This window comes from Janthinobacterium sp. SUN206, assembly GCF_030587305.1.
GTDB lineage: Bacteria > Pseudomonadota > Gammaproteobacteria > Burkholderiales > Burkholderiaceae_D > Janthinobacterium > Janthinobacterium kumbetense.
Map to the genome: position 1 here is coordinate 33,173 of NZ_JAPWIB010000006.1, position 22,933 is coordinate 56,105.

Consider the following 22,933-nt stretch of genomic DNA (forward strand, 5'->3'; position numbering starts at 1 on the left):
GTGTTTACTCGATGACCTTGGGCACGAGATACAGGCCATCCTGTACCTTCGGCGCCACGGCCTGGTAGGCATCGCGGCGGTTCTGTTCCGTGGCGATATCGTCGCGCAGGCGCAGGGCAATATTGTCCATGTGGGCGGCCAGCGGGTGGCTCAGGGGCGCCACGCCATCGGTATTGACGGCTTGCATTTGTTCCGCGAGTGCAAAAATCTTGTTCAATTGGGCCAAAGACGTGACGGCCTGGTCGTCGGCCATTTCAAGTTGGGCCAGGTGGGCGATGCGTTTTACGTCGGAGAGTGTCAGGGACATGGCGAATGGCGCGGAGTGCCGCGCATTAGTATTAAGTTGGCGTTTTGATAAAACGCGGGTATTTACTGCTATTTTGCTCACAAAAATCGAGGAATGCCGCGTAACTCGCGGCTGCAAGAGTCGCACTTTTCCATGGTTTTTGAGCAAATCGCATTCAAATTATAAGGTAGAATGGCGGGTTAATGCGTTGCCGGCGCTGATGGACTGCTGCCGCAGCATAGAAAAGATTGCGCAAGCGCCAAGCGAAACCCGGAAAAATCGCCTTTTGGATTTTCAGGGTGCCTGAAAGCGCCCGCTTTGAAACTCCCCATAAACAGCTTTTGCGCAGCTCGATGCGCTACAGGACACTCATGTTTGGTTTTTTACGCAGGTATATCTCCACCGATCTGGCCATTGACTTGGGCACGGCCAACACCCTTATTTATGTACGCGGCCTCGGTATCGTCCTGGACGAGCCATCCGTCGTCGCCATCCGCCAGGAAGGCGGTCCGAATGGCAAGAAGACCATTCAGGCAGTCGGCAAGGAAGCCAAGCAGATGCTGGGCAAGGTGCCGGGCAATATCGAAGCGATTCGTCCGATGAAAGATGGCGTGATCGCCGACTTCACCGTGACCGAACAGATGCTCAAGCAATTCATCCGCATGGTGCACGACTCGAAATTCTTCCGTCCATCGCCGCGCATCATCATTTGCGTGCCGTGCGGTTCGACCCAGGTCGAACGCCGCGCCATCCGTGAATCGGCCCTGGGCGCTGGCGCCTCGCAGGTGTACCTGATCGAAGAACCGATGGCAGCGGCCATCGGCGCGGGCTTGCCCGTGTCCGAAGCGACCGGCTCGATGGTGGTCGACATCGGCGGCGGCACCACCGAAGTGGGCATCATCTCGCTGGGTGGCATGGTCTACAAGGGTTCCGTGCGCGTCGGCGGCGACAAGTTCGATGAAGCCATCGTCAACTACATCCGCCGCAACTACGGCATGCTGATCGGCGAACAGACGGCTGAAGCCATCAAGAAGGCCATCGGTTCGGCCTTCCCTGGCTCGGAAGTGAAGGAAATGGAAGTCAAGGGCCGCAACCTGTCCGAAGGCATCCCGCGTTCGTTCACCATTTCCAGCAACGAGATCCTCGAAGCGCTGACCGATCCGCTGAACAACATCGTCTCGGCCGTGAAGAACGCGCTGGAACAGACGCCGCCGGAACTGGGCGCCGATATTGCCGAAAAAGGCATGATGCTGACGGGCGGCGGCGCACTGCTGCGCGACCTGGACCGCCTGCTGATGGAGGAAACCGGCCTGCCGGTGCTGGTGGCCGAGGACCCGCTCACCTGCGTGGTGCGCGGTTCCGGGATGGCACTGGAACGTATGGACAAGCTCGGCTCGATCTTCTCCTACGAATAATCTGACAGAAGGGCCGGAAACCAACTCCGGCCTTTTTTTGGTTTTGGCGCCGGCGTCTGACCGGGGCCTGCACGTTGGCGCACTGCGCCTGGCCTGATTATTGGAAGTCATGGAATACAGTCCTCCGCCACTTTTCAAACAAGGCGCCTCCGCCCGCGTCAAGATGATGGTGTTCGCCGGCATTTCAATCGCCCTGCTGCTGGTCGATTCGCGCATGCACGCGCTGACGGCCGTGCGCCAGGCCGTCGGCACCGTGCTGTATCCGGTGCAGATGGCGGCCCTGGTGCCGCGCGATGTGGCGCTTGGCGTCGGCAATTACTTTTCTTCGCTGTCCGCCCTGGAAAAACAGGTGCGCGACCTGAAACACGAGCAAATCGCCTCGGCGCAGATCCTGCAGCAGGCGCAGCTCAATATCGTTGAAAACAACCACTTGCGCAAATTGATGGAAGCGCGCGAGCGCGTTCCCGTCAAGACCATGATGGCCGAAGTCCTGTATGACACGCGCGATTCGGCCACGCGCAAGATCGTGCTCGATCGCGGAATCCAGCATGGCGTCGAACTGGGCCGCCCCGTGATCGACAACCTCGGCGTGGTGGGGCAAGTCACGCGCGTGTTCCCGTTCACCTCCGAAGTGACCCTGCTGACCGATGAAGAGCAAGCCATTCCCGTGCAGCTGCTGCGCAACGGCGTGCGCAGCGTAGCCATCGGCCGTGGCAAGTCCGGCACCATGGAGCTGCGCTTCACGGCCCCCAGCGCCGACATCCAGATCGGCGACATCGTCATTACCTCGGGCCTCGACGGCCTGTACCCGGCCGGCCTGGCCGTGGCGCGCGTGACCCTGGTCGAGCGCAATGCGCATGGCCCGTTCGGCCGCGTCGTGTGCCAGCCGCTGGCCGGCATCGAGCGCAACACCCAGCTGCTCATCTTGATGACATCGCCGGACATTCCACCGCGTCCGCCCGCCGAAGAAGTCAAGACGGGCCGCAAGATCGCCGGCAAGATGGCGCCGATCAAGGACCCTGCCAAGGAGCCTGCGGCTGCCGCTGCGACACCACCTGCCGCCAATACGGCCGCAGTGCCGGCCGCGAAACCGCCTGCGAGCCCTGCGCCGAAACCGGCGGCGCCTGCCGCAACACCTGTACCAACACCTGCCGCCGTGCCACCGAAGGAAGCGACACGATGAACCGCCCGCATTACATCCTGCTGCCGGTCAGCCCCCTGTTCATCGGTTTTTCCCTGCTGTGCGCTTTTTTGCTGAACCTGCTGCCGTGGGGGCAGTTCGTCGGCGTTCCCGATTTCGTCGCCCTGGTGCTGGTCTTCTGGGGCATCCACCAGCCGCGCAAGGTCGGTATCGGCGTGGCGTTCTTCATGGGCCTGATGATGGACGTGCACGATTCGACCCTGCTGGGCGAGAATGCGCTTGCCTACACCTTGCTCTCGTATTTCGCCATCATGATGCACCGCCGCGTGCTGTGGTTCCCCATCCTGACGCAGGCGCTGCACGTGCTGCCGCTGCTGCTGCTGACGCAGGCGCTGCAATTGCTGACGCGGCTGATCGTCTCGGGCCGTTTCCCCGGCTGGCTCAATTTCATCGAGAGCTTCGTCGCCGTGGCCCTGTGGCCCCTCGTCACGTGGATCCTGCTGGCGCCGCAGCGCCGCGCCGTGGACCGCGACCACAACCGGCCGATTTGACGAGCGCCTGCCATGACTGAACTCAAGAACACCGAGCGCGAACTGCATTTTTTCCGCATGCGCCTGACCATCCTGGGCGCGCTCGTCTTCGTCTGCTTTTCGCTGCTGCTGGCGCGTTTCATCTGGCTGCAGGTGATCAAGCACGAGGATTACGCGACCAAGGCCGAGGACAACCGCATCGCCGTGGTGCCCATCGTGCCAACGCGCGGCCTGATCCTCGACCGCAACGGCGTGGTATTGGCGCGCAATTACTCGGCCTATACGCTGGAAATCACGCCATCGAAATTGAGCGCCAGTCTCGATTCCGTGATCGACGAGCTGTCGACCCTGGTGCAGGTCGACATCAAGGACCGCCGCCGCTTCAAGAAGCTGCTGGAAGAATCGAAGAACTTCGTCAGCGTGCCGCTGCGCACGCGCCTGACGGACGAGGAAGTGGCGCGCTTCACGGCGCAGCGCTTCCGCTTCCCTGGCGTCGAGGTGCAGGCGCGCCTGTTCCGCCAGTATCCGATGGGCGAAATCGCCTCGCACGTGGTGGGTTTTATCGGCCGCATCAACCGCAATGAAGCGAAGGCGCTGGAAGAGGGCGAGGACGCGGCCAACTACAACGGCACCGACCATATCGGCAAGGAAGGCCTGGAAAAAAGCTACGAGAAGCAGCTGCATGGCACCACCGGCTACGAGGAGGTGGAAGTGTCGGCCGGCGGGCGCGCCATGCGCACCCTGTCGCGCACGGCGGCCACCCCGGGCAACAATTTGATTCTGTCGATCGACATCGAACTGCAAAAAGTGGTCGAGGAAGCGTTCGGCGAATGGCGTGGCGCGGCCGTGGCCATCGATCCGGCCACGGGCGACATCCTCGCCTACGTCTCCAAGCCAGGTTATGACCCCAACCTGTTCGTCGACGGCATCGACCAGCAAAGCTGGAATGAGCTCAATACCTCGCTGGACCGGCCGATGGTCAACCGCCCCCTGTCCGGCACCTACGCGCCCGGCTCGACCTTCAAGCCCTTCATGGCGCTGGCCGCGCTGGAATTGGGCAAGCGCACGCCGAGCCAGTCGATTTCCGATCCCGGTTTCTTCATTCTCGGCGGGCATACCTTCCGCGACGACAAGGTGGGCGGCCATGGCACGGTGGACATGCACAAGTCCATCGTCGTCTCGTGCAACACCTATTACTATCAGCTGGGCCGCGACATGGGCATCGACGCCATCCACGACTTCATGAAGCCGTTCGGGTTCGGCCAGTTGACGGGCATCGACCTGAATAACGAAAAGACGGGCGTGCTGCCGTCGACGGAATGGAAGCGCAATCGCTTCAAGACGCCGCAGCAGAAAAAATGGGTGGGCGGCGACACGATTTCGGTGAGTAACGGCTCCGGCTACAACTCGTATACGCCGCTGCAGATCGCCCACGCGACGGCCAACCTGGCCAATAACGGCGTGGTGATGAAACCGCATCTGGTGAAGATCATCGAAGACGCCGCCACGCGCGCGCGCACCCTGACGGTGCCGAAGGAAAGCTACCGCATCGCGCTCAAGCAGGAAAACATCGACATCATCAAGCGCGCCATGGTGGGCGTGACCAGCGAGCAAGGCGGCACGGCCGCGCGCATCTTCACCGGCGTGCAGTACACGGTGGGCGGCAAGACGGGTACGGCGCAGGTGGTGGGCATCAAGAAAAACGAGAAGTACAACGCCAAGCTGCTGGCCGAACGCCTGCGCGACAATGCCTTGTTTACGGCCTTCGCCCCGGCCGACAAGCCGCGCATCGCGATTGCCATCGTGGTGGAAAACGCGGGCTTCGGCGCCGGCGTGGCCGCGCCGATCGCGCGCAAGGCGCTCGACTACTACCTGCTGGGCAAGCGCCCGAGCGACAAGGAAAAGGACACCACCAAGGTGCCCAAGGAAGATGTCGACGAAGTGCGCACCCTGGAAGAAATCACTGACGAGCAGGCTGCCCCGGCGGCACCTGCCAGGCAATAAGGAAGCACATGCCCATTAACGAGAGGCGCTCGCTGTGGCGGCGCGCCAAACCCTATCTGGCGGTGTTCGATCCGCCGCTGATGATCATCATCCTGATGCTGCTCAGCACCAGCCTGCTGACCCTGTATTCGGCCAGCATCGGCATCCCCGGCAAGATCGAAGACCATTTGCGCAATATCCTGCTGTGCTTTTTCGTCATGTGGGTGGCGGCCAACGTCACGCCGCAGATGATGATGCGCATCGCCGTACCTGCCTATACGGTGTCGGTGATCTTGCTGGTGGCAGTAGCGCTGTTCGGCACCATCAAGCTCGGTGCGCGGCGCTGGCTGCATATCGGCGTGATCGACATCCAGCCGTCCGAATTCCTGAAGATCGCCACGCCGCTGATGCTGGCCTGGTTCTTCCAGCACAATGCGGGCGCCCTGCGCTGGAAATCGTTCGTGATGGCGGCCGTGCTGTTGCTGGCGCCCGTCTACTTGATCGCGCGCCAGCCCGACCTGGGCACCGCGCTGCTGGTGGTGGCGGCCGGCTTTACCGTCATCTTCCTGGCAGGTTTGTCGTGGAAGGTGCTGGCCGGCTTGCTGATCACTTTTGTTTCCTGCCTGCCGATCGCCTGGTCGCACCTGCATGATTACCAGCGCGACCGCGTGATGATGCTGATCGACCCGACCAAGGACCCGCTGGGCAAGGGCTTCCATATTATCCAGTCCATCATCGCCATCGGTTCCGGCGGCATGACGGGCAAGGGCTGGACACACGGCACGCAAGCCCACCTGGAGTTTGTTCCGGAACGCACGACCGATTTTATTTTTGCCGTATATTCCGAGGAATTCGGCCTGGTCGGTAACTTGATCCTGATGCTGATGTATTTGCTGCTGGTGGGACGGGGGCTGATGATCGCCGCCAACGCCCCCAGTTTTTTCACTCGCCTGCTGGCAGGAGCGATCACTATGATTTTCTTTACTTACGCCTTCGTCAACATGGGCATGGTCAGCGGCATCGTGCCGGTGGTCGGCGTCCCCTTGCCATTCCTCAGCTATGGCGGCACCGCGCTGCTGACCCTGGGCGTGGCCACCGGTATCCTGATGAGCATTCAGCGCCACCGCAAGCTGGTGCAGACCTGATGCGCGCGCCTTTCGATACCTTCGCCATGCGCGGGTTGGGCCTGACGGTCTTGCTGACCCTGGCTGCCTGCGGCACGACGCCGCAAAAGCCCGCATCGAATAACGTGCCGCTGCCATCCGGCGGCAAGGTCAAGTCCCCTGTGCGCCAGGATCCCACCTTGCCTGCGCTGCCGGCGGCCGGCTCCGGGCGTGGCGGCTACTACAAGGATGACGGCCCGGGCGACAATCCGCCGGCCAACCTGCGCGACGTGCCCGATGCGGAAGTGCGCAACGAGCCGTATTCCACGCGCTCGAACCGCCCGTATGTCGTCTTCGGCAAGACCTACACGCCGATCACCGATAACGAACCGTTCAAGCAGAAAGGCACGGGTACCTGGTATGGCAAGAAATTCCATGGCCAGCGCACCTCGTCCGGTGAAATCTACGATATGTACAAGATGACGGCGGCCCATCCGACCTTGCCTATTCCATCGTATGCGCGCGTGACGAGCATCGACAGCGGCGAACAGGTGATCGTGCGCATCAACGACCGCGGACCGTTTCACGCCACGCGCGTGATCGACGTGTCCTACACGGCGGCGCTGAAGCTGGGTTTCCTCGGCAAGGGCAGCCACCAGGTGGTCGTCGAACGGCTGCTGCCAGCCGATATCGACGCCATCCTGGCGGCCCGTGCGGCGCCCAAGCCGGTGCCGTCCGTGGTGGCCATCTCCATCGACACGCCGGTAGAAACGGGCGCCGTGGTGCAGCCGGAAGTGTCGACGCAGATGCTGCCCGTCGATGCGACGGTGGCCATGCCGGCGCCGGCGGCGCTGGCCAGCGGCTTCTATTTGCAGCTGGGCGCCTACTCGCGCGCCGACAATGCGGAATCGGGACGTTCGCGCCTGGCGCCATACGCGGCAGCCCTCGGTACCCTGGGCGTGGTGCAGGCCGGTAACCTGTTCCGCCTGTACGGCGGACCGTTCTCCAGCCGCGCCGAGGCAGCCCGCGCGGCGGCGAACTTGCCGGAATCGACAGGCATCAAGCCTATCGTCATCCAGCGATAGGCTCGCCTGATGCTGCAAAGCACCTGATAAAACCGTAGCGAGCGGTAGCGATTTGTGGCTAAGAAGCGCAGCTGTGCTGGAGCACAGCGAGCATCGCAGGCTGCAAAGCGCGACGCGCAGTAGGTTTAGTCAGGTGCTTATTTGCAGTTGCGCAGTTCCTGGTCAGGGAACTGCGTTTTGATCTTTTCCAGACGCGCGCGCGTGACGGCGTCGAGGTCGCGGAACTGGTAAGCCATCTGCTTGCTGGCGCTGTAGCGCGGTGCGACGCGGGCGCTGTGCACGCCTTGTTTGTTGAGCGATGCCAGCTGGCTTTGCGCGCTGGTTTCCGACTTGAACACACCCAGTGAAATGCCCCAGCGTAGCGGGCTGCTTTCATTCATGATGAAGTAATTCGTCACGCCCAGCTGCTTCAATTCGCCCGCCTTGCGGTCGGCGCCTTCCTTGCTGCCCTGCGGCGGGATGTACACCATGTAGCTGGAAATCTCCTGGCCGGCCACGTTGCGGCGCGACTGGCGGTCGCCCAAGTCCAGCGACGCCACTTGCGCTTCGAAGCGGCGCCCGTCAGCCAGCAGGAAATTGCCCACTTCCGTACAGGCATACGATAGCGGTGGCGCCGGTGCGGCCGCCGCCGGCGTCACTGCCTCTTCGGCGGCAGGCGGCGCGGCGGGCGCTATGGCCTGCTCCTGCGTCAGCAAGGCGAGCTTGGTCGCCTGCAGTTGGTTTTTCAGGCGCGCCGGCTCGCGTGTCTCCGTGCGAAAACTGCCCAGATAACCCTGGCCGATGGCCAGTACCAGCAGGTTGACGCCGGCCAGCAGCCAGAAGACGAATTTCAGCATGGGTGGTTTCCTTGTGTTCCTGCAGCCCCGGCGCGCGCGGCCGCCTGCAGGCCGAGCATGACGATATTGTCGACCAGGTGCAACGGCACCGCCAGCGCCAGGGCCGGTGCGATGTGCGATGCAGCGCCGCCCGACAGCAGGCAGGCGCCGGCGCCGTGCATGCGCACGGCCCGTTCGATGGCGCCCGCCTGGGCCGCCAGGCAGCCGGAGAGGATGGCGTCATCCGTGTTGTCGGCAAAGCCGGCCGGCAGCAGGGCGTCGCTGGCGATTTGCGGCAGCTGCGCCGTGTTGCGCGCCAGCGAGCTGGCCATCAGTCCCAGTCCCGGCAAGATCATCCCGCCGAGGAAAACGCCATCGGCCGTGATGGCGTCGATGGTGGTGGCAGTGCCGCAATTGGCGACGATGACGGCCTGGCCAGGCGCCAGCGCGTGCGCGCCGATGGCGGCTGCAAAGCGGTCGCAGCCCAGCTGCGACGGCACGCGATAGCCATTCGTCAGTCCCGCCAGCTGCGGCAGCGAGACAAAGTCGCGGGCAACGACCGGCAGCATGGCGCGCAGGCGCGTGCCGATGACGGCGCCTGCCACGTTCGACAGCAGTGCCTCGCCGATGGCGAGTGACGCCCACTGCGCGGCCAGGGTGTCGATCTGCGCATGCGTGACGGCGCCGCTGGCCAGCCAGCCGCCGGCGGCGCTGTCGGCGGCCACGAGCGCCCATTTGATGCGCGTATTGCCGGCGTCGATCAGCAGCAGCATGCGCTTACTCCCCCGTCAGGCGCAGGGACACGTCGCCGGACATGATGTGCTGCAAGCCATCTTCGCCGCGCAGCAGCAGCCGGCCCAGTTCATCTACGCCGGCCGCCACGCCTTGCTGCAGCAACTGGCCATTGTCGAGGATTTTTACGTGCTGGCCTTGCCAGGCATGCAGTGCGTTCCAGCGTTCCGTGAAGGGCGCAAAGCCCGTGTCGTCGAATTCGGCCAGCACGCCGGCCAGGCGGCTGAGCAGGGCCGCGACCAGGGTGTTGCGCTCCATCTGCGCCAGCCAAGGCACGGCCGAGACGCTGCGGCCGATCTGCCGTTCCAGCGCGTCGGGCATCAGCAGATTGATGCCGCAGCCGATGACGGCCCACACGCCACCGTCTGGCGTCTGCTGCGTCTCGACGAGGATGCCGGCCAGTTTATGTCCATCCTTGAGCAGGTCGTTTGGCCACTTCAGCTGCACCGGCACGCCCAGCGCCGTCATGGTTTCGGCCAGCGCCACGCCGACGGCCAGCGGCAGGCCGACCAGCCGGTGCAGCGGTCCCTTGAAGCGCCAGGCCAGCGAGAACATCAGGCTGGCGTCCGGTTGTGACACCCAGGGCCGCCCTGCGCGTCCCCGTCCGGCCGTTTGCTGGCCGGCGATGCGCAGGGTGGGGCCGGCCAGGGTGGCGCAGCGCGCCAGCAGGTCGGCGTTGGTCGATCCCGTTTCGTCGACCACTTCGATGGCCACGTGGGAGGCGCCTGTGGCGCAATGGGCGGCGATGGCCGCGCTGTTCAGGTCTGAGTGCTTCGTCATGGTGGTCAGTTCAGTTGCGCGCCTTGTGCGGCGCATTCGCGAAGGCCCGGTCGTAGACGGCATTGGGCAGCGCGCGCAGCAGCTTGGCGACGACGCCCATCTGCCACGGGATCACGCGGTAGCTGTCGCCGTCGGCGATGGCGCGCGCGGCGCGCACGGCGAATTTTTCGGCCGACATCAGGAAGGGCATGCGGTAGGCGTTATGGCGCGTCATCGGCGTGTCGATGTAGCCGGGCGTGATGGTGACGACCTTGATGCCTGCCGGTTTGAGTTCGAGGCGCAGCGATTCGCAGTAGCTGATCACGGCCGCCTTCGAAGCGCTGTAGGCTTCCGCGCCGGGCAGGCCGCGGATGCCGGCCACGCTGCCGATGCCCACCAGGCGTCCGCTACCCTGGCTTTTCATGGTGGCGATGAAGGGGGCGAAGGTGGCGACGGTGGCCGTGACGTTGATGGCCATCAAACGGGCGAAGGCGTCGAGGTCTTCCGCATGTTCGGTCAAGGTGCCGTACGACACGCCGGCGCTGGCGATGACGACGTCGATGCCGCCGGCATGGGCGATGAAGTCGCCGGCCGCGCTTTTCAGGGCGGCGTGGTCGCACACATCGACGGCGTAGGCGCGGTGGCGTTCAGGGTGGGGCAGGGAGGCGATCAGTTGCTGCAGGGTGTCGCCGCGGCGGGCCAGCAAGCCCAGATGGGCGCCCTGGCGCGCGTACTGCAGCGCCAGGGCGGCGCCCAGTCCGCTCGACGCGCCCGTGATGAAAACGCGATGCATCAGGCGATGCCCGGGCGCGCCAGGGAAGTGGCCATGCTTATTTCTTTTCCGCTTTGGCTTTCGCGACCAGCACGTCCATCACGCTGAGCGCCTGGGCGTTCAGCTGCTCTTCGTTCTTGGCCGACTTGCTGCCCTGGTCGGCCTGCGAAGGGGAGGTGATGTAGCGGCCATCGATGGCGATCATGGGCCAGAACGTCACGTTATAACCCTGCATCATGGCGTCCGCGCGGCGCACGCGGGCCGAGACACCCATCGAACGGTAGGTGTCGATAAACTTCTGGCGGTCCACGCCCTGCTTGGCGACGAAGTCGAAGACGGCATCGTCGGTGTTCAGGCGGTTGCGTTCCACGTGCATGGCGTGGAAGACGCCGGTGTGCAGCTTGTCGACCAGGCCCATGGCTTGCAGGGTGAAGAACAAGCGCTGCTGCGGCGCCACGCTGTCATCGCGCGACACGTGCACGCGCTTGAAGACGATGTTGTCGCCCTGTTTCTTGACCCAGGCTGCCAGCTGCGGTTCGAGCACGTTGCAATGGGGGCAGTAATAGGCGAAGAATTCCGTCACTTCGATTTTCTTGCCCGATTCCGTCGCCTGCGGCGTGGGCAGGGTTTCGTACTCGACGCCGTTCTTCGGCTCGGCCGGCGACGCCGACGCCCCCATGGCGGCGGTGCACAGGGCGGCGGCGATCAGGATGTTCTTCAGAAAACGCATGCTGGTTCCTTATTTTTGGTTGCGGACGACGGCGACATCGATGCCGTTTTCAGACAGTTTGGTGCGTGCGCGGTTCATCGCTTCGAGCTGGTTGAACGGCCCGACCCGTACGCGGTGCAGCACGCCCGCATCGGTGCTGCGGTCGCTGATGGCCGCTTCGAAGCCGAGCAGCGCCAGTTTTCCGCGCGTGCTTTCGGCGTCCGACATGTCGTGGAAGGCGCCGGCCTGCAGATAATAAATCCATTTTTCGCTGGCTGCATCGGCCTTGGCCTCTTTCGCGTCGGCCTTGGCTTGCGGCGCGGGCGCCGCTGGTGCTGCCGCCGGCGTTTTCGGCGCCGGCTTGTCCTTCAATGTACCGATCAATTCCTGCAGCGCGTCCGGCGGCGGCGCCTTCGGCTGCTGCGCGGTGGTGGGCGCGGGCGCCGGTGCGGCAGGCTGCGTCGGCGTGGTGATCTCGCGTGGCTCCTTGGAGAAGTCGCGCGCCGCTTCCTTGGCCGCTTCCTTGTTGCCGTACATCGGCTTGTTCGGGTCGGCGATCTGGCCGGCCGTCGGCTCGGCCGATTTGCCGGCCTTGCCCGACTTGTCGGTGAAGGGCGAGGCGCCCTTGGTGATCACCAGGGCGACCACCACGGCGATGCCCAGGCCGATGACCAGGCCGATGATGATACCGACCAGGGTATTGCCCTGCTGGCGCCGGGACGAAGAGTAGCGGGAAGCGTGATTCATTGACGGTTTGACCTTCGCGATTACATTTTGTTTGGCGCGGACACGCCGATCAGTGCCAGGCCGTTGCGCAGTACCTGGCGCGCGGCGATGACGAGGGCCAGGCGGGCCATCTTGACGGCTTCGTCCTCGACCAGCACTTTTTCGGCGAAGTAGAAGCTGTGCAGGTTGGCGGCCAGGTCGCGCAGGTAGAAGGCGACTTGGTGCGGTCCCAGTTCGGCTTGCGCGCGCGCCAGCATTTCAGGGTAGGCGGCCAGGGTCGCCAGCAGGGTCGCTTCGGTCGGCGCCGTCAGCGGGGAAAGGTCGACGCTGGCGACCGTGCTGGCATCGCCGCCCCAGTTTTCCAGGATGCGGCAGATGCGCGCATGCGCGTATTGCACGTAATAGACCGGGTTTTCATCGGTGGTTTTCAGCGCCACGTCGACGTCGAAGACGAATTCCGTGTCCGCCTTGCGCGAGATCAGGAAGAAGCGCACGGCGTCGCGGCCCTTGGCGATGTCGCCGCCGCCCGACCATTCGATCAGGTCGCGCACGGTCACGTAGGAGCCGGCGCGCTTCGAAATCTTGACTTCTTCGCCATCCTTCATGACGGTGACCATCTTGTGCAGCACGTAGTCGGGGTAGCCTTGCGGGATGCCCATGTCGACCGCCTGCAGGCCGGCGCGCACGCGCGCGATGGTGCCGTGGTGGTCGCTGCCCTGGATATTGATGGCTTGCACGAAGCCGCGCTGCCATTTCACCAGGTGATACGCGACGTCCGGCACGAAATACGTGTAGGTGCCATCCGTCTTGCGCATGACGCGGTCCTTGTCGTCGCCGAAGTCGGTGGTGCGCAGCCACAGCGCGCCATCCTGCTCATACGTGTGGCCCGCCTTGATCAGGGTTTCCACGGCGCTGTTGACCTTGCCGTCCGCGTACAGCGACGATTCCAGGTAGTAATTGTCGAACTTCACGCCAAACGCCTGCAAATCGATGTCTTGCTCGTTGCGCAGGTAGGTGACGGCGAACGGGCGGATCGAATCGATGTCTTCCACGTTGCCGTTGGCCGTCGCTGGCTGGCCGTCGCTGGCCGAGACCGTCTTGCCGGCCTTGAAGTCGTTGGCGATGTCGGCGATGTAGTCGCCGTTGTAGGCGGACTCGGGCCATTCGGCGTCGCCCGGCTTGAAGCCGCGCGCGCGCGCCTGCACGGAATTGGCCAGGGTCTGGATCTGCACGCCCGCGTCGTTGTAGTAGAACTCGCGCGTGACCTGGTAGCCTTGCGCGTCGAACAGCGAGGACAGGGCGTCGCCCAGGGCTGCCTGGCGGCCGTGGCCCACGTGCAGCGGACCGGTCGGGTTGGCCGAGACGAATTCCAGGATGACTTGCTTGCCGGCGCCTGCCGTGCTGCGGCCATAGCTGTCGGCCTCGCTCAAGATGGTTTTCACCACGGCTTGCTTGGCGGCGGCGGAGACGCGCACGTTGATGAAGCCGGGACCGGCGATTTCCACGGCCTCGACCAGGCCCTTGCCGGCCGGATTGGCCAGCACGGCCGTCACGATGGTTTGCGCCAGTTCGCGGGGATTCTGTTTCAGCTGCTTGGCCAGTTGCATGGCGATATTGCAGGCGACGTCGCCATGCGATGCATCGCGTGGTCGCTCGAGCACTACGCTAGGCGCTAGCGAGGTGCCGGCCAGGACGGGAGCGAGGGCGGCCTGGAACAGGGCGATGATTTCTTGTTTCTGTTGGGCGAGCATGAGCAGGATGGCGGTGGAACCGCGTTAAGAATGAATAGAATGAATCAAAAAGCAAAACGGACGGCCAGTACCCAAGCCGCCCAGACTGCGTTAATTATACTGGTTTGCTGCCGGGAACAATACGCCAGCCGGCAGTGTGCCCTTGCCGGCGCTTTTCACGATATTATCAGGACAGCATGCCTATGTTGGTGCACGAAAACATCAGCATGGCGCATTCTGCTTGTATATATGCAGTTTTTTGCCGCAATTTACATGTATCGCTGCAATCGCTTGGGCCAGAGGGCGCCACAAACGCTACAATCGACCCTTTATTGATGACGCGCGGCCGCGACTTTGCCACCATGCAGCCCGCCGCGCGCAGCCACACCGGATAACTATGAACAAGCGCCCCACGCTGAAATTGAAAACCAAGCCGGCGCCAGGCCAGGCTCCTGCCGCACCGAAATTGCGTCCCAGCTACCATCCCGACCTGAAACCGGTCTTGCAGCCAGGCTTCCAACCCGATTTGCGCGCCGACTCGCTGGCGTTTTGCCTGCTGGGCGCGGCCAATGCCGTGGCGCAAGTGCGCACGGGCACGGCCCTGCCGCAGGCGCTGGCCAAGGTGTTTACGCAATCGAACGCCAGCCCGCAGGCGCGCGGCGCCATCCAGGATATTTCCTACCGTACCATGCGCCAGCTGGGCCGCAGCGAAACCCTGGTCGGCCTGATGACGTCGAAGGCGCCCGAGCCGCCGATGCTGGCCGCCCTGCTGTGCTGCGCGCTGTCGCTGATGTCGGCCGAGCCGGGCGAGCAGCCGTACGAAGAGTTTACCGTTGTCGACCAGGCTGTCACAGTGGCCACTTCGCACCCTGACCTGGCGCATGCCAAGGGCATGGTAAATGCCGTCTTGCGTCGTTTCTTGCGCGAGCGCAAATCCTTGCTGGAAGCGGCCCTGCAGCAACCTTTGGCGCAATGGAATTATCCGCAGTGGTGGATCGACTCGCTGCGCCTGGCTTACCCGCGCGACTGGCAAGCCATTCTGACGGCCGGCAATGCCGTGCCGCCTTTGACCTTGCGCGTGAATCGCCGCAAGAGCACGGTCGAAGCGTATCTGGCCGTGCTGGCCGAGGCGGGCATTGCCGCGCGCCAGGTGGGACCGTTCGCCGTGCGGCTGGACAAGCCGATCGGCGTGGCGCTGATCCCCGGCTTCGAGCAGGGCGTCGTTTCCGTGCAAGATGCTGGCGCGCAATTGGCCGCGCCGCTGCTGGACTTGCAGGATGGCATGCGCGTGCTGGACGCCTGCGCCGCGCCGGGCGGCAAGACGTGCCACATCCTGGAGCTGGCCGACGTGCAGGTGACAGCCATCGATGCGGACGCCAAGCGCTTGCCGCGCATCGCGGAAAACCTCGAGCGCCTGGGCCTGGACGCCAACCTGAAGGCGCAGGATGCGCAATCGAGCGCGTGGTGGGACGGCCAGCAGTACGACCGTATCCTGGCCGACGTGCCGTGCACGGCCTCGGGCATCGTGCGCCGCCATCCCGACATTCGCTGGTTGCGCCGCAAGGGTGATGCGTTCCAACTTGCAACACTTTCCTCCAAAATTCTGGACAACCTGTGGCAGATGCTGCGCCCCGATGGTAAATTGCTGTTCGTGACATGTTCATTGTGGCCGCAGGAGTCCGAGGCACAGGCGGCGGCATTTGCGGTACGCAATAATGCGACCCGATTGACAGCGCCTGGCCAGCTGTTGCCGACTGGCAGCGCGGAGCAGGACCACGACGGTTTGTTCTATGCGCTATTCCAAAAAAATGCGGCTTGAGCGATTCGTCGAACCTTTTCTTACGGACACTACCGGCACACTTGTGACAACACGACTCTTCCGACTCCTGGCCCTGCTGCTGATGCTGACATGTACCATGCCACGCGCGCATGCCGCCGACATGGTCGAGATCACCCGTGCCTATATCGAGTCGGGCGAAGAGGGCTACAAGCTGGCCGCCACGTATTCCTTCGAGCTCAATCACGACCTCGATGATGCGGTACAGCATGGCGTGCCGTTGTATTTCACGACAGAAATCGAACTGACCCGGCCCCGCTGGTACTGGTTCGATGAAAAAGCCATCGTGGCGCGCCAGACCAGCAAGCTGTCCTATAACGTGCTGACGCGCCAGTATCATGTGTCGGGCGGCGGCTTGCAGCAAAGCTTTCCCACCCTCGACGATGCGCTCTTCCTGATCCGCCGTCCCAGCCGCTGGCTGGTGGCGCGGCGCGGCGAGCTGAAAGTGGGGCAGACGTACAACGTCACCTTGCGCATGGGCATGGACCGCGACTACCTGCCCAAGCCGATACAGGTCAATGCCTTCAATAACAGCGACTGGCGCCTGGCTTCGAATAAAAAAACCTTCTTGTATACGGCGGAGTAGTGAGTCAAGCATTGCGCTATTTGCTGGTGGTGGGCGGCGGCATTGTCAGTATCCTGCTGTTCCTGCTGGCGTCGGCTTCCGACAATTCCGGCTTTTTCGACCGCTATTACACCTGGCTGCTGGGCCTGAACGCGGCCGTCGCCGTGTCCCTGCTGGCGCTGGTGGGCATTTCCCTGGCGCGCCTGTACGCGCGCTACAAGAGCGGCAAGTTCGGCTCCAAGCTGATGACGCGCCTGGTGATGCTGTTCGCCGCCGTCGGCATCCTGCCGGGCCTGGTGATTTTCCTTGTCTCAGTGCAATTCGTCTCCCACTCCATCGAATCCTGGTTCAACGTCAAGATCGAAGCGGCGCTGGAATCGGGGATTGAGCTGGGCCGTGCCGGCCTCGATGCGGCCCTGGTCGAGCTCGACCACCGGGGCCACAAGGCCGTCGAAGAACTGGGCGCCGACCCGGTGGCCGGTCCAGCCGTGCTGACCAGCCTGCTGCGCGAAGAGGGCATGCAAAATGTCATGCTCGTCAGCGGCGACGGCGTGCTGCTGGCCAGCGCCGGGCCGCACAGCGCGGCCGACTTGCCGACGCCGCCCATGCTGGTGCAGGCAGCCTTGCCGGCCGGCTATGCCTCCGCCGAGGGCGGACTGGAGTTGCACGACGATGGCACGGAGTCGGGCGGCGGCGGTTTCCGCTCGGGCTTGCCAGCATCGCTGGAAACGGCGGCCAGCCTGCGCCTGCGCGTGCTGGTGGCCGTGCCGGGGCCTTCCGTCTCGCCCCGCTATTTGCAACTGCTACAATCGGTGCCGCCCAAGCTGGCGACGAATGGCGAAGTGCTGCGCGCCGCCTACAGCGAATACAAGGAACGTTTCGTCGCGCGCGTGGGACTACGCAAGATGTACATGGAAATCCTCACCCTGACCTTGCTGCTGGCTATTTTCGGCGCCATCGGCAGCGCTTTCCTGATCGCCGGTAATTTGGCCCAGCCCCTGCTGCTGCTGGCCGAAGGCACGCGCGCCGTGGCCGAGGGCGACCTGTCGCCGCGTCCGATCGTCGCCACCAAGGATGAACTGGGCACCCTGACGCAGTCGTTCAACATCATGACGCGCCAGTTGCTCGATGCGCGCACGGCCGTGGAAAGCAACCGCGCCGCCCTGCAGAACGCCAAGGCCCACCTGGAATCGGTGCTGGCGAACATGTCGGCCGGCGTGATGGTGCTCGACGGCGATTTCAAGCTGGTGACCTGCAATGAGTCGGTCGAGCGCATCCTGCAGCATTCGGGCATGAGCATGGTGGGCCAGCCGCTGGCGAATATTGCTGGAATGGAAGAGTTTGGCGGCGCCATCATCAGCGCCTTCACGGCGCAAAGCGCGCAATCGGCGTCGGGCCGCAACCAGCAGCGCCTGCACTGGCAGCGCCAGATCGAGATTCCGCGCCGCCTGGGCAGCAGTGCCGACGAGCATGACATCACCTTGCTGGCGCGCGGTTCGCGCCTGCCGCTGGAGTCCGGCAGCGGCTACATCGTCGTCTTCGACGATATTTCCGACGTGATTTCTGCGCAGCGCTCGATCGCCTGGGGCGAGGTGGCGCGCCGCCTGGCGCATGAAATCAAGAATCCGCTCACACCCATCCAGCTGTCGGCCGAGCGCCTGCAGATGAAGCTCGAAGGCAAGCTGGAGCAGCCCGATGCCGACCTGCTCAGCCGCGCCACCACCACCATCGTCAAGCAGGTCGATGCGATGAAGCGCATGGTCGACGACTTCCGCGACTATGCGCGCACGCCGCCGGCCGTGCTCACGCCGCTGCGCCTGAACGAGCTGATCGAAGAGATACTGAACCTGTACCTGCGCGGCGACGATGGCGACATCATCCACCCGCTGCTGGCGCCGAACCTGCCGATGGTGATGGGCGATCCGACCCAGTTGCGCCAGGTGATACACAACTTGCTGCAGAACGCGCAGGACGCCATGGCCGACCTGCCGCCGGACTCGCCGCATCCGCGGATTGACGTAAGGACGGAAGCAATTCATTATCGCAGTGCGGACGGCGGCGTGAATATCGCCGTGCGGCTGGCCATCAGCGACAATGGCCCTGGTTTCGCGCCAAAAATCCTGGCGCGGGCCTTCGAGCCGTATGTGACCTCGAAGGCGCGCGGCACGGGATTGGGCCTGGCGATGGTCAAGAAAATTATCGATGAACACGGCGGACGCATCGATATCGAGAACCGGGTCGACGGCAATGGCGCTTCGGTGGTCATTTTGCTGTTAAAGTTAGCTCCCGACACTCCTGCCCAGGAATTCCTGGCGTGAGGGTCTGGTTTAGTATTTAAAACACTAATAAAATCATAGTTGTCCGCCGTGTGCATCTTGTGCGCGACGGCCGGCGAAATGAGGAAGGCAAGACACGAATGGCAAACATACTCGTAGTGGATGATGAAATGGGTATCCGTGAGTTGCTCTCGGAAATTTTGGGCGACGAAGGACATGCTATCCAGCTGGCCGAAAATGCGCAGCAGGCGCGCGAAGCGCGTGCCGCCGGTGCGCCGGATCTGGTATTGCTGGATATCTGGATGCCCGACACCGATGGCGTCACCCTGCTCAAGGAATGGCAGCGCGACGGCTTGCTGACCATGCCGGTGATCATGATGTCGGGCCACGCCACCATCGATACGGCGGTCGAGGCGACGCGCATCGGCGCCATGAACTTCCTGGAAAAACCGATTGCCCTGCAAAAACTGCTGAAGGCAGTCCAGCAAGGCTTGACGCGGGCACAGGAAACCGTGCGCGCGCCGAGCGTGGCGCCCCGCCCCGTGGCACCCGTGGTGGCCGAGGAAAGCAGCCATCCCGTACCGAGCTTTGGCGGCAGCGCGCCGCAACAGCTGATGGTGCGCCCAGGCATCGCCGTACCGGCGGTGGCCGAAGGCCATGGCTACAACCTGTCGTTCGACTTGCCGCTGCGCGAGGCACGCGACGCGTTCGAGCGCATGTATTTCGAACATCACCTGGGACGCGAAGGCGGCAGCATGACCCGCGTGGCGGAGAAAACGGGCCTCGAGCGCACCCATTTGTACCGCAAGCTGAAACAGCTGGGCGTCGAACCGGGCAAGCTGGCCAAGAAAAGCCTGTGACGGCAACCGTGCGGCGTCCGACGCCGCTGACTCTGGTCAGCGGTGGACGCGCCGCCGGGCGCGAAGCGGCCATCGCGCAAGCCTTGCCGCCTGGCCAGCCGGCCGCCGTGATCCTCGAAGGATTGGCTGACGGCAACGCCATCCTGGCCGACCTGGCCGGGCAAGTTTCTCCTTCTCCATCATTTCCATTGCAACTGTTGCGCATCGCGCCAGGTTGCCTGTGCTGCAGCGGCAATCTCGTATTGCGTGTAACATTGAATCGTCTGCTGCGCCATCCACCCGCACACTTGTTCATCAGCCTGGCCGACGCCACGCACATCGAACAATTGCGCACCTGGCTCACCGCCAGTCCCTACGATGCCCTGCTGGCGCTGCAAGCAGACATGGTGGTTTCCTGACGATTTCTTGATCGCCTTACCGCAGTCGTAGTTTGCATCTCGTTACAACTCTGTAGCCCGCAGGGTGGCATGGCCGCTTGAAATGGCGCCGTGTGAACCCCACCTCTGTTCTGACACCGCAGGAGCTTCTCCTGCTTGAGCGAAGGATGCAAAATGAACCTGATCTATAACAGCGAACAATACAGCGTCGTGGAATTCGGCGTCGACGGCGACCTCGAAGCCCTGCGCTTTGGCGGCTATGAAATCGTCGACAAGGGGGGCAAGCGGGAAACGTTTATCGCCGGCATCCTTGCGCAACACTTCCGCCGCGACGTCACGGAGCTGATCGCCAGCGAACCCAGCATGGAAGAGATCGATGAATTTTTGGGCAGCTATGATTCCCTCATGAGCCAGCCCGTCCTGTTGCACTGACCGGATGGCTATCGCCACCATACCAATCCGTCTGACGGCATGGTATGGTGGTTGTGTTATTCAGCTGCAAACAGACCATGTGCCAACTTCTCGGAATGAATTGCAATGTCCCCACGGACATTGTCTTTAGTTTTACCGGCTTCGCCATGCGCGGCGGCCATACCGATACCCACCATGACGGCTGGGGTATCGCCTTTTTCGAAGGCGCCGGCGTGCGCCATTTCGTCGACCACCAGGCGGCCATCGCCTCGCCCGTGGCCGAACTGATCAAACGCTACCCGATCAAGTCGCGCAATGTCATCGCACATATCCGCAAGGCGACGCAAGGCCAGGTGGCGCTGGAAAATTGCCACCCGTTCGTGCGCGAACTGTGGGGCCGCTACTGGGTCTTTGCCCACAATGGCGATTTGAAGGATTTCAACCCCGTGCTGACGGGCAGTTACCGCCCCGTCGGCTGCACGGACAGCGAACGGGCTTTCTGCTACCTGCTGCAGGAACTGCACGCGCGCTTTGGCGATGCCCCGCCGGCATTGCCGCAACTGCATGCGGCCCTGGCGGAGTTGCTGCCCAGCATCGCGGCCCACGGCACTTTCAACATGATGCTGTCGAGCGGCGAGGCGCTGTTTGCCCATTGCTCGACCAGCTTGCACTATCTGGTGCGACAACATCCGTTTCCAACTGCTAAACTCTCCGATGAAGACCTGAGCGTGGACTTTTCCCAGGTGACGACACCCCAGGACCGCGTGGCCGTGATTGTTACCCAGCCGCTGACGACGAATGAGCAATGGACGGCGTTTGCGCCGGGTGAATTGAAATTATTTGTCGACGGGATGGTGCAAGACACGCCAGTCGCCTAATTTGTTGACGACAATAAACTGGATTGCTGCCAAAATACCCACAGCGCGGGCGGAATTCAGCTAAAGTATTGTCAATAGTGAACCTTGATGCGGGCGCGGCGCGGCCGGTGTCACTCGACGTGATTGATGAAGAGTTAATGATCGATATTTCCAGCAACGACATCACCCCGAAACCCTTGCGCGTGCGCGAGTTCTATCTGGGGCGACAACCTATCCTTGACCGCAATCAAGCCCTGTTTGGCTATGAGTTGCTATTCCGCAACGCTCCGGTTGGTCCCGCCAACATTACCAGCGATCTGTCCGCCACGGCCTCCGTCATCGCCCACGCTTCCCAGCTGGGCATGGAAAAGGTCATCGGCGACGCGCTTGGCTTCGTCAACGTCGATGCCGACGTGATCATGAGCGACATCTTCGTGTTCCTGCCGCGTGAAAAAGTCGTGCTGGAAATCGTCGAATCGATGCCCGTCACGCCGGAAGTGCGCGCGCGTATCAGCGAGCTGGTGGGCCATGGCTTCACTTTCGCGCTGGAAAACGTCGTGTCCGACACGGCGCAAGTGCAGGAACTGCTGCCGCTGGTGCAGTACGTCAAGATGGACATGAGCACGGTCGACCCGAAAGTGCTGGCAGCCTTGGCGCCCCGTTTCAAGCAGGAAAACAAGAAACTGGTGGCGGAAAAGGTCGAGACGCGCGAAGAATTCAAGTCGGGCCTGGACCTGGGTTTCGATTACTTCCAGGGTTATTACTTTGCCAAGCCTGCCATCATGACGGGCAAGAAACTGTCGCCGTCGCAACTGGCCGTCATGGAACTGATGACACTGGTGACGTCGGATGCCGACAATATGGACATCGAGCGCGCCATCAAGCGCGACGTGTCGCTGGCCCTGAACTTGCTGCGCCTGGTCAATACGCCGGCCGTGGGCGCGCGCCAGCGCATCGATTCGCTGAGCCAGGCCGTGACCGTGCTGGGCCGCCGCCAATTGCAGCGCTGGCTGCAAATCATGCTGTATGCGGAACCAAGCAAGCGCGGCCATAGCATGACGCCGCTGCTGATGCTGGCCACCACGCGCGGCCGTTTGCTGGAATTGCTCGCGCATAAACTGCGCCCGAACCACGCCCATTCGGCCGATATCGCCTTTACGGTCGGCATCATGTCGCTGATGGATACCTTGTTCGGCGTGCCGATGTCGGAAATCCTCGGCCAGATCGAAGTGATCGACGAAGTGGCCGAAGCGCTGCTGTCGCGCGAAGGCTTCTACGGCGACCTGCTGCGCCTGGCCGAGTGCATCGAGCGCATCGAAGACATGGAAGGCGAGATCGTGCCAACCTTGCGCGACCTGGCCATGTCGCCGGACGACCTGGTGGAGCTGGAAATGGCCGCCTACGAATGGAGCGATAACGTTGTCAGATACGCCCTGTAATTGGCATAGCTAGCCATATCAAGAACCCCGCCCGGCAGTGCCCGGCGGGGTTTTTTTACGCCGGTAGCTGCACTACGCCGCGGCGCCGGGCCAGTGCTTGTGCAGTTCGGGGTCGGTGCGCAGCTCCCACAGGGCCAGGACGACGACGGCGATACCGACGACGAGCTCGTTCCACAGGACGACGCGCTGTTCGGCCAGCCGCAGTATCCACGGCGAGGCGGCGACCCAGACGCCCAGCAGCAGGTTGACGACGACGGCCCAGAAATACGTCTTGTACAGGTCGAAGGCGGCCAGGATGGCGATCACGAGGCCCGAGACAAAGGCGTTGATCATCTGCGGCGAGCCTTCGGGGTAGGAAAACGCCCAGGGCGAGACGACGAGCCACAGGCCCAGCAACAGGATCACCTGATCCTGCCAGCGTTTCAGTTTGAAATTGGTTGCCATATATCCTCCTTGCCGGTTGGG

Annotated in this window: 23 protein-coding genes; 14 read left to right on the plus strand and 9 right to left on the minus strand. The window is 63.1% G+C overall.

The genetic code is table 11. The features are described 5' to 3' along the window. Positions 1–4: 4 nt before the first annotated feature. Positions 5–307, minus strand: a complete 303-nt coding sequence (gene gatC / locus O3300_RS26145) for an Asp-tRNA(Asn)/Glu-tRNA(Gln) amidotransferase subunit GatC (protein WP_077399414.1) — start codon at positions 305–307, stop codon at positions 5–7. Between the two features lie 350 nt (positions 308–657). On the opposite strand from gatC, the gene O3300_RS26150 reads away from it, so the two are divergent. The 6 genes from O3300_RS26150 to O3300_RS26175 all read left to right on the plus strand — a co-directional run bounded on the left by O3300_RS26150 (position 658) and on the right by O3300_RS26175 (position 7,543). Continuing rightward, on the plus strand, positions 658–1,701 hold the full coding sequence (locus tag O3300_RS26150) for a rod shape-determining protein (RefSeq protein WP_010393186.1): 1,044 nt from the start codon (positions 658–660) through the stop codon (positions 1,699–1,701). A gap of 109 nt (positions 1,702–1,810) precedes the next feature. Continuing rightward, a complete protein-coding gene (gene mreC, locus O3300_RS26155) occupies positions 1,811–2,884 on the plus strand; it encodes a rod shape-determining protein MreC (RefSeq protein ID WP_289919740.1) in 1,074 nt (357 codons plus the stop codon). Beyond that, complete coding sequence (gene mreD / locus O3300_RS26160; RefSeq protein WP_077399420.1) at positions 2,881–3,393, plus strand: rod shape-determining protein MreD; 513 nt, start codon at positions 2,881–2,883, stop codon at positions 3,391–3,393. Before mreC ends, mreD begins: the two co-directional genes overlap by 4 nt. 12 nt (positions 3,394–3,405) lie before the next feature. Continuing rightward, positions 3,406–5,376, plus strand: a complete 1,971-nt coding sequence (gene mrdA, locus O3300_RS26165) for a penicillin-binding protein 2 (RefSeq protein WP_305054543.1) — start codon at positions 3,406–3,408, stop codon at positions 5,374–5,376. Between the two features lie 8 nt (positions 5,377–5,384). After that, positions 5,385–6,500 (plus strand): rod shape-determining protein RodA, encoded by a 1,116-nt coding sequence (rodA, locus tag O3300_RS26170; protein WP_077399426.1) that lies wholly within the window; start codon positions 5,385–5,387, stop codon positions 6,498–6,500. Then, positions 6,500–7,543, plus strand: a complete 1,044-nt coding sequence (locus O3300_RS26175) for a septal ring lytic transglycosylase RlpA family protein (protein ID WP_289913564.1) — start codon at positions 6,500–6,502, stop codon at positions 7,541–7,543. Before rodA ends, O3300_RS26175 begins: the two co-directional genes overlap by 1 nt. Positions 7,544–7,680: 137 nt before the next feature. Here O3300_RS26175 and O3300_RS26180 read toward each other — a convergent pair whose 3' ends face one another. From O3300_RS26180 to argS, 7 genes are read right to left on the minus strand one after another with little or no spacing between them, the layout of a single operon-like run. Continuing rightward, entirely contained in the window at positions 7,681–8,379 is a 699-nt protein-coding gene (locus O3300_RS26180; RefSeq protein ID WP_305054544.1) for an SPOR domain-containing protein, read from the minus strand. Beyond that, on the minus strand, positions 8,373–9,131 hold the full coding sequence (locus O3300_RS26185; RefSeq protein ID WP_305054545.1) for a type III pantothenate kinase: 759 nt from the start codon (positions 9,129–9,131) through the stop codon (positions 8,373–8,375). Before O3300_RS26185 ends, O3300_RS26180 begins: the two co-directional genes overlap by 7 nt. Positions 9,132–9,135: 4 nt before the next feature. Then, positions 9,136–9,930: a biotin--[acetyl-CoA-carboxylase] ligase gene (locus O3300_RS26190; protein ID WP_289906765.1), complete on the minus strand. Its 795-nt coding sequence runs from the start codon at positions 9,928–9,930 to the stop codon at positions 9,136–9,138. A 10-nt stretch (positions 9,931–9,940) separates the two neighbouring features. Then, positions 9,941–10,702: an SDR family oxidoreductase gene (locus O3300_RS26195; RefSeq protein WP_305054546.1), complete on the minus strand. Its 762-nt coding sequence runs from the start codon at positions 10,700–10,702 to the stop codon at positions 9,941–9,943. Between the two features lie 37 nt (positions 10,703–10,739). After that, positions 10,740–11,411: a thiol:disulfide interchange protein DsbA/DsbL gene (locus O3300_RS26200; protein WP_289900449.1), complete on the minus strand. Its 672-nt coding sequence runs from the start codon at positions 11,409–11,411 to the stop codon at positions 10,740–10,742. 9 nt (positions 11,412–11,420) lie between these two features. Then, positions 11,421–12,137, minus strand: a complete 717-nt coding sequence (locus O3300_RS26205; RefSeq protein WP_305054548.1) for an SPOR domain-containing protein — start codon at positions 12,135–12,137, stop codon at positions 11,421–11,423. Positions 12,138–12,157: 20 nt separating this feature from the next. Further along, a complete protein-coding gene (argS, locus tag O3300_RS26210) occupies positions 12,158–13,867 on the minus strand; it encodes an arginine--tRNA ligase (RefSeq protein WP_251350981.1) in 1,710 nt (569 codons plus the stop codon). A gap of 376 nt (positions 13,868–14,243) precedes the next feature. Between argS and rsmB the strand changes: the two genes are divergently transcribed. From rsmB to O3300_RS26250, 8 genes are all read left to right on the plus strand, one after another. Next, positions 14,244–15,665: a 16S rRNA (cytosine(967)-C(5))-methyltransferase RsmB gene (gene rsmB, locus O3300_RS26215; protein ID WP_305054549.1), complete on the plus strand. Its 1,422-nt coding sequence runs from the start codon at positions 14,244–14,246 to the stop codon at positions 15,663–15,665. 97 nt (positions 15,666–15,762) lie between these two features. Continuing rightward, the gene (locus tag O3300_RS26220) at positions 15,763–16,269 is read left to right on the plus strand and encodes a DUF4390 domain-containing protein (protein ID WP_251350982.1); all 507 of its coding nucleotides are present in this window, start codon (positions 15,763–15,765) and stop codon (positions 16,267–16,269) included. Beyond that, complete coding sequence (locus O3300_RS26225) at positions 16,269–18,566, plus strand: PAS domain-containing sensor histidine kinase (RefSeq protein ID WP_099665532.1); 2,298 nt, start codon at positions 16,269–16,271, stop codon at positions 18,564–18,566. Before O3300_RS26220 ends, O3300_RS26225 begins: the two co-directional genes overlap by 1 nt. A 98-nt stretch (positions 18,567–18,664) precedes the next feature. Beyond that, entirely contained in the window at positions 18,665–19,384 is a 720-nt protein-coding gene (locus tag O3300_RS26230; protein ID WP_034784724.1) for a response regulator, read from the plus strand. Continuing rightward, positions 19,381–19,782: a GTPase gene (locus tag O3300_RS26235; protein ID WP_305054550.1), complete on the plus strand. Its 402-nt coding sequence runs from the start codon at positions 19,381–19,383 to the stop codon at positions 19,780–19,782. Before O3300_RS26230 ends, O3300_RS26235 begins: the two co-directional genes overlap by 4 nt. 153 nt (positions 19,783–19,935) lie before the next feature. Next, entirely contained in the window at positions 19,936–20,193 is a 258-nt protein-coding gene (locus tag O3300_RS26240) for a DUF3567 domain-containing protein (RefSeq protein ID WP_077399469.1), read from the plus strand. 77 nt (positions 20,194–20,270) lie between these two features. Then, the gene (locus O3300_RS26245; RefSeq protein ID WP_099668254.1) at positions 20,271–21,050 is read left to right on the plus strand and encodes a class II glutamine amidotransferase; all 780 of its coding nucleotides are present in this window, start codon (positions 20,271–20,273) and stop codon (positions 21,048–21,050) included. A gap of 137 nt (positions 21,051–21,187) precedes the next feature. Further along, positions 21,188–22,468: an EAL and HDOD domain-containing protein gene (locus O3300_RS26250; RefSeq protein WP_077399474.1), complete on the plus strand. Its 1,281-nt coding sequence runs from the start codon at positions 21,188–21,190 to the stop codon at positions 22,466–22,468. A 72-nt stretch (positions 22,469–22,540) separates the two neighbouring features. Here the strand turns inward: O3300_RS26250 and O3300_RS26255 are convergent, their stop codons facing one another. Then, positions 22,541–22,912 (minus strand): SPW repeat protein, encoded by a 372-nt coding sequence (locus tag O3300_RS26255; RefSeq protein WP_305054551.1) that lies wholly within the window; start codon positions 22,910–22,912, stop codon positions 22,541–22,543. Positions 22,913–22,933: the final 21 nt, after the last annotated feature.